Below are 11121 nucleotides of genomic sequence, written 5' to 3'. Positions count from 1 at the left end.
GCCGTAAACCCGTCCATGGGGGCTTGGCCGCGGCATCCATGCCGCGGACACCCCCGCGAACCCGACCCGACCGCCCTCTGACAGATGGCTGCTGCGTCCGCCACCCACGGAAGAGAAAAAAAGATCAAGAGCAGAGCAGCTTGGCCGGCCGCTCTTTGCTTCCTGTAGAGCCGATGGCAGCGGCAGGAGCCGCTGCCAACGTCGCCCACGGCGACGGCCCGAAGGGTACCGGTCAGGACGACCGGCATAGCCATGCTCGGCTGCGAGCAAGCGCAGCGCGCGACCCGCTTCTGCTTTTCTTTTTCTTTCCCGTGGCTGGACGCCGCAGGAACGTGTCCGTGGCCGGGCAGGTGGGTTGCGCAGGGGCGTGAGCCGCATGGATACGGCGACCGAGCTTACATGGACGTACTTGCAGCGTCCCCAGCGCAACCCACCTGCCCGACCAACCCCGTGAATCAGATGCAGCGCCCCAGCCACGAGGGGCTGCGCCGTTGGCTGGAACCTACGGCCACCAGCCGTGCCCGAACCGGGCGTAGCGATCGGCGGCGCGCTCGAACGGATTGCGCGCACTCACGCCCCCGCACAGCAGATACACCGGCAGGTACAACGGCCCCAGCACCAGATACTGGAAAACGTGCGCCCGCTCGTGGTCATCCAGCCGGATCAGCGGCTCCACGCCCCACCCCGCCTGGTGCGCATAGGTGCGGCAGCACATGCCCAGATCGTGGCCAGTGTGCAGGATCACATTGCCCAGGGTGATCGCCCCACCCGGGCCCCACGGCCAGCGGTCGAACACCAGCGCGCAGTCGCGGCCGCTCCAGCGCGGCCTGGCGCCACCCAGCAGGCCCGCCAGCCCGGCCAGCAGGCCGATCAACGAATTGGGGAGGGTCCACAGCGCGCCCAGCACCTGCGCGGCGCGCAGCCACCGCGGCACCGGACGGGAGGCGGCCGTGTTCAATCGGCCTCGTTGGGAATCAGCAGCCACAGGATCAGATAGACCAGGATGCCGGGGAACGCGGCCGACGCCAGCGACACCAGCACATAGACCACCCGCAGCAGCGTCGGGCTCCAGCCGAAACGGTGGGCGATGCCGCCCATCACGCCGGCGATCATGCGGTCGTTCAGTGAACGCGACAGCGTTTTCGGCGCGGTGTTCATGACGGTTCTCCCAGGTTACGGAATAAAGCGGTCGAGCGTGGCCCGACTCTACACCGCCCCTTGTCTACGGCGTGCGTTGGCGCAGGGCCTGCAGGCGGGCGCCGAACCAGGCCGCTGCGGTCTGTTCCGGTTGGCCCGGGCAGCGGATCCGGTACGGCTTGCCGCTCACGCTGCTCTGGCTGGCAGCCCGTTCAATGAACTGTTCCGGAGTGTCGACCAACTTCTTCTTCATCAGGTAATCGTACTTGCGCTGCAGGTGCGCGCGAGCGGCGGCGGCGTCATGCCAACTGCCGTTGCGCTGGAACTGGCAGGTCGAGCCATCCAGGCTGCCGATCAGCTGGGCGATTTCACGCTGGGCCTGTGGGCTGGGGGCGGCATGGGCCAGCGGGGCGGCCAGCACTGCAGCAAGGATCAGAAGCGTTCGTCGGGACATCGTGGTTTCCGGGGCGTGGCCAAGGGCGGTCGAGCAAGATCGACTCTACCGGTCGCGGGCGTTCAGCCAGCCGTCGATGGTGGCCGGGACTTCGCGCTGGGCGCGGCCGGAGACGTAGATACCGATGTGGCCGCCGCGGAAACTGGACTCGGTGTAGTCCTGCGTGCCCAGGCGCCCACGCATCGCGCGCGAGGCATCGGGCGGCACCAGGTGATCCTGCTCGGCATAGATGTTCAGCACCGGCAGCGTTACTTGCGACAGATCCACGGCCTCTTCGCCGATGCGCACGGTGCCGTTCACCAGCCCGTTGCCCTGGTAGAACTGCTTGATGAAGTCACGGAATGCCTCACCGGCCAGGTCCGGCGAGTCGAAGATCCATTTCTCCATGCGCAGGAAATCTTCCAGCGCCGCCTTGTCATCCAGGATATCGAGCAGGCCCACGTACTTCTGCACGTTCAAGCGGAACGGCTTGAGCATCAGGTAGCTGGCGTTCATCAGGTCGGCCGGGATGTTGCCCAGCGTATCCACCAGCAGGTCCACGTCCACCTGCCGGGCCCAGTGCGACAACATGTTATCGGCGGTATGGAAATCGACCGGGGTGACCATGGTGATCAGGCTGGCCAGCTTCTGCCGGCGCAGCGCGGCGTAGCACAGGGCAAACACACCGCCCTGGCAGATGCCCAGCATGTCCACCGGCTCGCCGCTGCGCGCGCGCAGCGCATCCACGGCGCCGTCGATATACCGCAGCAGGTAGTCTTCCAGCGTCTGGAAACGCTCGGAGCGGTCCGGGTAGCCCCAGTCCAGCACATACACATCCTGGCCCAGTGCCAGCAGTTTCTGCACCAGCGAACGGTCGGCCTGCAGGTCGACCATGTAGGGCCGGTTCACCAGCGCGTAGACGATCAGCAGGGGCCGGCGCCGGGTGGGCGCGTGTTCGCCCACGAAGCGGTACAGCACCACCTTGCCATCGCGCCAGACTTCCTCGCGGGCGGTGGCGCCGTAGTCCACGTCCTCCACCTGCGGCAGCAGCTTCAACCCTTCCATCAGCTTGCGCTGCATGGCCAGGGTTTCCTGCATCAGATCGTCGGCATTGAAGCCCAGCGGCCCTTTCATCGCCCACGTACCTTCGGCGTCGCGCGCGCGGTGGTCTTCTTGGCCGGTGTCTTCTTTGCAGGTGCCTTCTTTGCCGCCGCCTGCTTCACCGGCGCCGCCTTCTTCGCAGCCTTGCGCGGCGCCGGCTTCACCTTGGCCGCCGCCGGCTGTGCCACCGGGTCCACGGCTGCAGTTCCGGCCAGCACCGCCACCTGTGCCTGCAGGCGGCGCAGGCTGCGCTCCAGCTCGGCAATGCGCCGGTGCGCGGTATCCATCTCACTCCGCGTCGGCAGGCCGATGCGTTCACTCATCTGTTCCACCTCGCGTTGCAGGCCTGCGCGCAGGCGCATCTGCGCGTTGCCCAGCGAGGCGTACACCTGCTGGAACGGCTCGGACAGGGCGACCTTGGCATAGGCCTCTTCGGCCACTTCAATCCACAGGTCGAACATCGCCCGCGCACTGGTCAGCTGGCTGCCGGGCTGTTCGTGCTCGGCCAGGCGTTGCTCGAACAGGGTGAAGGCTTCTTCCAGCGCCTGCTTGATCTGCTCCACGTAGGCGCGCGAGTGCTGCTGGTACTCCTCCTGCGCGCGCAGCAGTGATTGCCAGCGCGCCTGGTGCTCGCGGCCCGGGCCGAAGGCCGGGCTCTGCAGCCAGGGGCCGGCCTGCAGCTGCCACTGCTGCAGCCAGGCGGCGAATTCGGGCACCGACGCTCCGGCCTGGGTGCTGCCGCGCGCGCCCTGCAGCATCCACTGCAGCATGCCCTCGCCCTGTCCGTTCACCGCCTCGCGCCAGGCCTGGGCCACATCGGCGCTGCTGGCGTCGCGGCCGGCAAAGCGCGCGGCCACTTCCTGCATGGTGCCGTACCAGCTGCCGGCCTGTTCGCGGAAGCGGCGCAGCGCGTCTTCCGGCGCGCCCTGCCCCTGCTCGGGCAACAGCTGCCCCCACCAGTCGAACAGGCGCTGCCAACTGGCCGGGTCATCACCGGCCGGTGCGCCTGGCGCGCCGGCGTGGCGCAGGGCATCGCCCCAGGCGCCGAAGTACTGCCGGGCCAGGGCTTCGAAATCGCTGCTGCCGGCGTCGTGGGCCGAGCTGGTCATCGTGCGCCTCCGCGGGGCTGCATCAGGGCTTGGGAATGCGCAGGGTCTTGCTGATCATCAGCGAACCGGACAGCGCGAACAACAACACCATCGGGTGCAGCTGCCACGGGCCGATCTGCCACTGCCCGAACCAGATGTCCTGGCCGATGGCATCGGTGCCGGCGGCGATGGCCAGCACGATCACCAGCGCCAGGCTGGTGGGAATGGGCGTGCCCTCGAAGTACTTCACCTTGCCCTCGTCGCCGGCCAGGGCCTCGGCGGTCACGTTGTAGCGGGCCAGGCGACTGACGCCGCAGCAGACGAAATAGCTCAGCACCAGCCAGTCCCAGCCGCCCTGCATGCCACAGGCATAGGCCAGCGCCGCCGGCGCCACACCGAAGGAGATCACGTCGGACAGCGAATCGAGTTCGCGGCCCAGGGTGGAACTGGATTTGCGCCAGCGTGCGATGCGGCCATCCAGCGCGTCGAAGATGAAGGCCAGCGGGATCAGCGCCATGCCAAACAGCAGATAGCCCCGCTCGCCGTCCTGCAGGAAGCGCATCGCGGCAAACACCGCGCCGGTGCCGCAGAACGCATTGGCCAGGGTGAACCAATCGGCCAGCTGGAATTCACGCAGCATCGAGAAATGACGTTTCATGGAATCTCACGGGGCATCAAGGGCCACAGGGTACCGCGACCACCGGCGCGGACAACAGCGCGGCGATGGCCAGCCTTCACGCGGGCATCACGACCACTCACCTGCGGTGAATTTTTCGCCACCCATCTTGACAGCCTAGGGGGGTGGCGTCTGCCACGGCTTATCCACAAAGTTGCCCACGCGTAATCCACACCCCCTGTGGACAACCCGGTCGCAGGAGCTGCGACGCTGGCTATTTTCTCATCACAACGGTGCGGGGTTTTCCTACTTCCCAACCTGGGCGCGCAGCGCTATGGTCAACGGCGGACCCGCCGCCGCCACGTCCGAGCTCCCCCCTTGACGGACGATGTTGATGCTGGATGCACGCACGCTGGCCGCGCAGTTGCGGCAGCCCCATGGCGAGGCCGCGCTGGCCGTGGGCGAATCAATGAACCGCAGCAATGCGGCGCTGAACCAGGCCGCCATCGCACTGCTGGCCGTTGCCGATCACGAGCAGGTTCTGGAAATCGGCCCCGGCAACGCAGCCTTCGTGCCGCTGCTGCTGCAGGCCCAGGGCAGCCGCTATCTGGGCATTGAACTGTCCACGGCCATGGTCGAGGCCGGCAACCGGCGCCTGGCATCGGCAGGGCTGGACGGCCGCGCCGCCCTGCGCACGGGCGATGCCCACGCACTGCCGGTGGCCGATGCCAGCATCGATGCCGCATTGGCAGTCAACACGCTGTACTTCTGGCCGGACCTGGCCCCGGTACTGACCGAGCTGGCCCGCGTGCTGCGGCGGGGGGGCCGCGTGTGCCTGGCCTTCGGCGATGCCGCCTTCATGCGCACCCTGCCCTTCACCGATGATTTCCACCTGCACGAACTGGACGCGGTGGAGTTGGCCCTGCGCGTGGCCGGCTTCAGTGTGTGCGGCTGGCGCGCGCACCGCGAGACGGCGGCCGGCAATGATGGGCAGACGCGGGACAAGTACTTCCACCTGCTGCTGGCCCAGCGCCGCTGAGCCACCCCGCCGGGCATGGCCCGGCGCTACCTCAGGGAGCGCGGAATGGTAGCGCCGGGCCATGCCCGGCGAGCGCCGCTGAGCCCGACCGCCTCACAGCCGGCTGAACGACCAGCTCTGCATGCGCCCGTCGCGGTAGGGCATCACCCCGTGGAACGGCCGCGGGTCGGCATCGAACACCAGCGGCAGGAAGTTGCGGTCGCCTTCCCACATCGGCAGCGTGTCCAGCTTGTCCACGTCCACCCACTCCAGGGTGCCTTCGTGGTTGCCGCCGTGTGGGGTGCCCTCGAAGCTGTCGATCACGAACACGAAGCCGAACCAGTCCTCGCCGTGCTTGCCGAAGCCCGGCCAGCTGATGGTGCCGCGCAGGCGCATGGCCGTGCAGTCGATGCCCGCCTCCTCGGCGATCTCACGGCGCATGCCGGCGGCCACGTCCTCGCTGGGCTCGACCTTGCCGCCCAGACCGTTGTACTTGCCCAGGTGGTGGTCACCGGGCCGGGTATTGCGGTGGATCATCAGCACCTGGCGGCGATCGGGCGACAGCACATAGCCCAGGGTGGCGACGATCGGGGTATACGGCATGGGGCGGATCCGGCGGCGGGTCAGCCCACGATTATGGCCGATCAGCGCACCAGCGACAGGCGGCGCTCGGCCGAAGCCGCTGCCGGGCCGTCCGGGTCGCGGCGCAGGGTGGCCACGCCATGGCCGCGCTCGGCCAGGTATTCCAGCCACTTGCCCAGGAAGGTGTTCATGCGCATGCGGTGGTTGATCAGCTCGGCCGGCGGCGGGTACAGCCCCATGGTGTCCTGCCAGCGGCGGCCCACGTAGCAGTGGGTGGTCTCGGCCTGGCGGGCATCCCGGTACAGGCGCACATAGGCCGAGGGGTCCGGTTCGCCGGTCACCGGGTCGGCCAGGTCGTAGGTCAGGCGCAGCTCCACCGTGTAGCGGTGGCATTCGATCACGTCCAGGCGCACGTCCAGGCCGTCGCCCACCGAGGAAACATAGCTGCCAGCGGTCAGTTCGGCCGGCGCGAACAGGCGCACCAGGTGCCGATAATTCTCGGCGTACAGCCCCATCAGCCAGCTCAGCCGGCTGAGGCGGGGAATGCGTTCGGTTCGGGGCGAGGCGTGGGCCATGGGTCGATCCTACACGTTGGCCATACAACGTGGGGGCACGATGGCCCCGGCCAAAGGGGGCGTTTCAACCACCGCCGGGCATGGCCCGGCGCTACCGACCACGGCACCCGGCGGGCCGCACCGGTCAATACAGCTCGCGCTGCAGCCCCAGCGTGGCCAGCACCTTGCTGGAAATCTCCTCGATCGAGGTATGGGTGGTGCTCAGGGTCGGGATCCGCTCCATCTGGAACATCACCTCGGCCGCGGCCACCTCGCGCTTGCAGGTGTCCAGGTTGGCGTAGCGCGAATTCGGCCGGCGCTCCTGGCGGATCTGCTGCAGGCGGTCCGGGTCGATGGTCAGGCCGAACAGCTTGCGCCGGTAGTTGCGCAGGCGCGGCGGCAGGCGGTCGCTTTCCAGGTCCTCGTCGGTGAGCGGGTAATTGGCCGCGCGCACCCCGTAATGCAGGGCCAGGTAGATGCAGGTGGGGGTCTTGCCGGCCCGCGACACCGCCACCAGGATCACGTCGGCATCGTCGTAGTTCACCGCGATCCCATCATCGTGGGTCAGGGCGAAGTTCATCGCATTGATGCGGCGGTGGTAGGTGTCGAAGTCGACCATGCCGTGGGCCTGGCCGACCCGGGCCAGGCGTGGGCTGGCCAGTTCCCGCTCCAGCGGCTCGATGAACGGGGCGAACACATCCAGCATCAGCGCCCCGCTTTCGGCCAGGATCAGGCTCAGGCTCTGGTCCACGCAACTGTTCACCACGATCGGCCGAACCTGGTAGCGCTCCCCCGCCGCCTGGATCCGGGCACAGGCTTCACGCGCTTTTTCGGGGTCATCGACAAAAGACATTCGGTCGGTAATGAAGCTGAACCCGGTGAACTGGGTGAGCAGGCTATGCCCAATGGTTTCAGCGGTGATACCGGTTCCATCGGAAACGTAGAACACCGGTCGGATGGTCGACATGCGCGCTTTTACCCCCTACGAAGCTTAAAAGGGCCGCCAGCACAAGCTTGTGCCGACGGTGGTCTGCCCGGCATCATATCGACTTCTTCCTACGGACGCGGCCACTCAGCCCGCCTCGGGCGATGGCCAAACGGAGCATCGCGCTTGAACGAGAACATCCTGTGGTTGCACGAACTGCGTCTGGCCGATCTGGCCCGCGTGGGCGGCAAGAATTCCTCGCTGGGCGAGATGATCGGCAACCTGGCCGGTCTGGGCGTCTCCGTCCCCGGAGGCTATGCGACCACGTCTGAAGCCTTCAAGGACTTCATCGCACACAACGACCTGTCCAAGCGCATCTTCGACAAGCTGGCCACGCTGGACGTCGAAGACGTGACCGCGCTGACCGCCGCCGGCAAGGAGATCCGCAGCTGGGTGATCGATGCGCCGCTGCAGCCGCAGCTGGACCAGGACATCCGTAGTGCCTACGCCAAGCTGAGCGCCGACAACGGCGGCGGCGACGTGGCCGTGGCCGTGCGCTCCTCGGCCACCGCCGAAGATCTGCCCGATGCCTCCTTCGCCGGCCAGCAGGAAACCTTCCTCAACGTCACCGGTGCCGATGATGTCGTGCACAAGGTCAAGGAAGTGTTCGCCTCGCTGTACAACGACCGCGCCATCGCCTACCGCGTGCACCACGGCTTCAAGCACGAAGACGTGTTCCTGTCCGCCGGCGTACAGCTGATGGTGCGTTCGGGCGTCGGTTCCTCCGGCGTGCTGTTCACCCTGGACACCGAATCGGGCTTCCGTGACGTGGTCTTCGTCACCTCCTCGTTCGGCCTGGGCGAAATGGTCGTGCAGGGCGCGGTGAACCCGGACGAATTCTACGTCTACAAGCCCACCCTGCAGGCCGGCAAGCCGGCGATCCTGCGCCGCTCGCTCGGCAGCAAGGCGATCCGCATGGTGTATTCCGACGTGCCCGGTGAGCGCGTCAAGATCGAAGACACCCCGGCCGAACTGCGCAGCACCTTCTCCATCAGCGACGAGGACGTGCAGGAACTGTCCAAGCAGGCGCTGGTGATCGAAAAGCATTACGGCCGCCCGATGGACATCGAGTGGGCCAAGGACGGTGTCAGCGGCAAGCTGTTCATCGTGCAGGCGCGCCCGGAAACGGTGAAGTCGCGCAGCCACGCCACCCAGATCGAGCGCTTCGCGCTGACCGAAAAGGGCGGCAACGTGCTGGCCGAAGGTCGCGCCGTCGGTGCCAAGATCGGCTCGGGCGTGGCCCGCGTGGTCAAGACCCTGGACGACATGAACCGCGTGCAGCCCGGCGACGTGCTGATCGCCGACATGACCGACCCGGATTGGGAACCGGTGATGAAGCGCGCCTCGGCCATCGTCACCAACCGTGGCGGCCGCACCTGCCACGCCGCCATCATCGCCCGCGAACTGGGCGTGCCGGCCGTGGTCGGTTCGGGCAATGCGACCAAGGTCATCGAAGATGGCCAGCCGGTCACCGTCAGCTGCGCTGAAGGCGATACCGGCTTCATCTACGAAGGCCAGCTGAAGTTCGAGCGCACCACCACCGACCTGGGCAACATGCCGGCGGCGCCGCTGAAGATCATGATGAACGTGGCCAACCCGGAACGTGCCTTCGACTTCGGCCAGCTGCCGAACGCCGGCATCGGCCTGGCCCGCCTGGAAATGATCATTGCCAGCCACATCGGCATCCACCCGAACGCGCTGCTGGAGTACGACCGCCAGGATGCGGCCACCAAGAAGAAGATCGACGAGAAGATCGCCGGCTACGGCGATCCGGTCAGCTTCTACGTGAACCGCCTGGCCGAAGGCATCGCCACCCTCACCGCCTCGGTCGCACCGAACCCGGTGATCGTGCGCCTGTCGGACTTCAAGTCCAACGAGTACGCCAACCTGGTCGGCGGCAGCAACTACGAGCCGCACGAAGAGAACCCGATGATCGGCTTCCGCGGCGCCAGCCGTTACGTCGATCCGAGCTTTGCCGCCGCCTTCGCGCTGGAATGCCAGGCCGTGCTGCGCGTGCGCAACGAAATGGGCCTGGACAACCTGTGGGTCATGATTCCGTTCGTGCGCACGCTGGAAGAAGGCCGCAAGGTGGTCGAGGTACTGGCCCAGAACGGTCTGAAGCAGGGCGAGAACGGCCTGAAGATCATCATGATGTGCGAAGTGCCGTCCAACGCACTGCTGGCTGATGAGTTCCTGGAAATCTTCGATGGCTTCTCGATCGGTTCCAACGATCTGACTCAGCTCACCCTGGGCCTGGACCGCGATTCGTCCATCGTTGCGCACCTGTTCGACGAGCGGAATCCGGCGGTGAAGAAGCTGCTGTCGATGGCCATCAAGTCGGCGCGCGCCAAGGGCAAGTACGTCGGCATCTGCGGCCAGGGCCCGTCCGACCATCCGGATCTGGCCGAATGGCTGATGCAGGAAGGCATCGAGTCGGTGTCGCTGAACCCGGACACCGTGGTCGACACCTGGTTGCGCCTGGCCAAGCTGAAGGCCAACGGCTGATGCAGTAGTGGCATGGGCTGACGTCGTGTTCATCGGCGCCAGCCCATACTGGCAGCACATGCAAACCCCGCTACTGCGGGGTTTGTTGTTTCTGGCGTGCGCGCACGCCGATGCCGTCCCTGCCAAGGAGCCTCCATGACTGCCACTGCCCCACCCGCCCCCGCCACTGCTTCCTGGTTCCATTCCCTGGACTGGGAGCGCCTGCTGGAAACGTATGGGGTGCCGCTGCTGGCCGCCATCGTGGTGCTGTTGATCGGCATGTGGCTGGCCCGTCGCCTGTCCAATGCGATGCCGCGCGCCACCGCGCGCATGGGCGTGGACCCGATGCTGGGCAGCTTCCTGCGCAACGTGGTCTACGCCGCCTCGCTGGTGATCGTGGTGATCCTGGCCATCGGCACGCTGGGCGTGCAGATCACCCCGCTGCTGGCCGTGCTGGGCACCGCCGGCTTGGCCGTCGGCCTGGCATTGAAGGACTCGCTGTCCAACATCGCCTCCGGGGTGATGCTGGTGACCCTGCGCCCGTTCCGCGTGGGTGACGTGGTTACCGTGGCCGGGCAGACCGGTACCGTGCGCGAAGTGCGCATCTTCCAGACCGTCATCACCGGCGCCGACAACCAGCACACCACCATTCCCAACACGCTGATCACCGCGGCGCCGATCATCAACCTGACCGCCGAACCCACCCGCCGTGTGGAGCTGGTGGTGGGCATCGGCTACGAGGACAACATCCAGCAGGCGCGCGACACTGCATTGGCGCTGATGAAGGCCGACCCGCGCGTGCTGGCCACGCCCGAACCGGACGTGGTGGTGTACGAACTGGGCGCGCATGCCATCAACCTGGGCATCCGCTGCTACGTGAAGTCGGCCGACCACTTCGGCACCAAGGTCACGCTGCTGGAGCAGATCAAGCTGGGCTACGACAAGGCCGGCATCAATATTCCCTACCCGCAGCAGGACATGCACCTGTACCTGCACGGCAAGGACGGCGGCGTGCTGGAAGCCGACGCGCTGGTGCGCGACAAGCCCTGATTTCCAGGTTCCCGCCGGGCATGGCCCGGCGCTACCGATGCCGGTGGGGGGGGCGCCGGGGGGGGGGCCCCGG

General features: G+C 67.1%; 12 protein-coding genes. 3 read left to right on the top strand and 9 right to left on the bottom strand.

Features of this window, described 5'->3' with window-relative positions:
• Positions 1-502 precede the first annotated feature (502 nt).
• From IAE58_RS18845 to IAE58_RS18820, 6 genes are all read right to left on the bottom strand, one after another.
• Positions 503-958, bottom strand: a complete 456-nt coding sequence (locus IAE58_RS18845; protein ID WP_199934588.1) for a hypothetical protein — start codon at positions 956-958, stop codon at positions 503-505.
• Positions 955-1158, bottom strand: a complete 204-nt coding sequence (locus IAE58_RS18840) for a PspC domain-containing protein (protein ID WP_199934589.1) — start codon at positions 1156-1158, stop codon at positions 955-957. The genes IAE58_RS18845 and IAE58_RS18840 overlap by 4 nt, the downstream gene beginning before the upstream one ends.
• 64 nt (positions 1159-1222) lie before the next feature.
• Positions 1223-1591 carry a YfeK family protein gene (locus IAE58_RS18835; protein ID WP_199934590.1) on the bottom strand — a complete coding sequence of 123 codons (369 nt, stop codon included), beginning with the start codon at positions 1589-1591 and terminating at the stop codon, positions 1223-1225.
• Positions 1592-1636: 45 nt separating this feature from the next.
• A complete protein-coding gene (gene phaC, locus IAE58_RS18830) occupies positions 1637-2704 on the bottom strand; it encodes a class III poly(R)-hydroxyalkanoic acid synthase subunit PhaC (RefSeq protein ID WP_199934591.1) in 1068 nt (355 codons plus the stop codon).
• Positions 2701-3780, bottom strand: a complete 1080-nt coding sequence (phaE, locus tag IAE58_RS18825; protein ID WP_199934592.1) for a class III poly(R)-hydroxyalkanoic acid synthase subunit PhaE — start codon at positions 3778-3780, stop codon at positions 2701-2703. Before phaE ends, phaC begins: the two co-directional genes overlap by 4 nt.
• Positions 3781-3802: 22 nt before the next feature.
• Positions 3803-4417 (bottom strand): phosphatidylcholine/phosphatidylserine synthase, encoded by a 615-nt coding sequence (locus IAE58_RS18820; RefSeq protein WP_199934593.1) that lies wholly within the window; start codon positions 4415-4417, stop codon positions 3803-3805.
• A 346-nt stretch (positions 4418-4763) separates the two neighbouring features.
• On the opposite strand from IAE58_RS18820, the gene IAE58_RS18815 reads away from it, so the two are divergent.
• Positions 4764-5414: a class I SAM-dependent methyltransferase gene (locus IAE58_RS18815; RefSeq protein ID WP_199934594.1), complete on the top strand. Its 651-nt coding sequence runs from the start codon at positions 4764-4766 to the stop codon at positions 5412-5414.
• A 93-nt stretch (positions 5415-5507) separates the two neighbouring features.
• Here the strand turns inward: IAE58_RS18815 and IAE58_RS18810 are convergent, their stop codons facing one another.
• From IAE58_RS18810 to IAE58_RS18800, 3 genes are all read right to left on the bottom strand, one after another.
• A complete protein-coding gene (locus IAE58_RS18810; RefSeq protein ID WP_108753381.1) occupies positions 5508-5996 on the bottom strand; it encodes an 8-oxo-dGTP diphosphatase in 489 nt (162 codons plus the stop codon).
• A gap of 41 nt (positions 5997-6037) precedes the next feature.
• Positions 6038-6550 carry a DUF1249 domain-containing protein gene (locus IAE58_RS18805; protein WP_199934595.1) on the bottom strand — a complete coding sequence of 171 codons (513 nt, stop codon included), beginning with the start codon at positions 6548-6550 and terminating at the stop codon, positions 6038-6040.
• 124 nt (positions 6551-6674) lie between these two features.
• Positions 6675-7496: a pyruvate, water dikinase regulatory protein gene (locus IAE58_RS18800; protein WP_108753383.1), complete on the bottom strand. Its 822-nt coding sequence runs from the start codon at positions 7494-7496 to the stop codon at positions 6675-6677.
• Between the two features lie 144 nt (positions 7497-7640).
• On the opposite strand from IAE58_RS18800, the gene ppsA reads away from it, so the two are divergent.
• Entirely contained in the window at positions 7641-10019 is a 2379-nt protein-coding gene (ppsA, locus tag IAE58_RS18795; protein WP_108749920.1) for a phosphoenolpyruvate synthase, read from the top strand.
• A 135-nt stretch (positions 10020-10154) separates the two neighbouring features.
• Complete coding sequence (locus IAE58_RS18790) at positions 10155-11048, top strand: mechanosensitive ion channel domain-containing protein (RefSeq protein WP_108756466.1); 894 nt, start codon at positions 10155-10157, stop codon at positions 11046-11048.
• Positions 11049-11121: the final 73 nt, after the last annotated feature.

It is taken from the genome of Stenotrophomonas sp. S49 (assembly GCF_016624905.1).
In the GTDB taxonomy this organism is placed as follows: domain Bacteria; phylum Pseudomonadota; class Gammaproteobacteria; order Xanthomonadales; family Xanthomonadaceae; genus Stenotrophomonas.
The sequence above is the reverse complement of the archived record's forward strand: the minus strand, read 5'-3'. Positions and strand labels throughout refer to the sequence as shown.

Coding starts and splice junctions, on each gene's coding strand:
- IAE58_RS18840 (WP_199934589.1), bottom strand. CDS start 1,158: ATGAACACCGCGCCGAAAACGCTGTCGCGTTCACTGAACGACCGCATG.
- IAE58_RS18835 (WP_199934590.1), bottom strand. CDS start 1,591: ATGTCCCGACGAACGCTTCTGATCCTTGCTGCAGTGCTGGCCGCCCCG.
- phaC (WP_199934591.1), bottom strand. CDS start 2,704: ATGAAAGGGCCGCTGGGCTTCAATGCCGACGATCTGATGCAGGAAACC.
- phaE (WP_199934592.1), bottom strand. CDS start 3,780: ATGACCAGCTCGGCCCACGACGCCGGCAGCAGCGATTTCGAAGCCCTG.
- IAE58_RS18820 (WP_199934593.1), bottom strand. CDS start 4,417: ATGAAACGTCATTTCTCGATGCTGCGTGAATTCCAGCTGGCCGATTGG.
- IAE58_RS18815 (WP_199934594.1), top strand. CDS start 4,764: ATGTTGATGCTGGATGCACGCACGCTGGCCGCGCAGTTGCGGCAGCCC.
- IAE58_RS18810 (WP_108753381.1), bottom strand. CDS start 5,996: ATGCCGTATACCCCGATCGTCGCCACCCTGGGCTATGTGCTGTCGCCC.
- IAE58_RS18805 (WP_199934595.1), bottom strand. CDS start 6,550: ATGGCCCACGCCTCGCCCCGAACCGAACGCATTCCCCGCCTCAGCCGG.
- IAE58_RS18800 (WP_108753383.1), bottom strand. CDS start 7,496: ATGTCGACCATCCGACCGGTGTTCTACGTTTCCGATGGAACCGGTATC.
- IAE58_RS18790 (WP_108756466.1), top strand. CDS start 10,155: ATGACTGCCACTGCCCCACCCGCCCCCGCCACTGCTTCCTGGTTCCAT.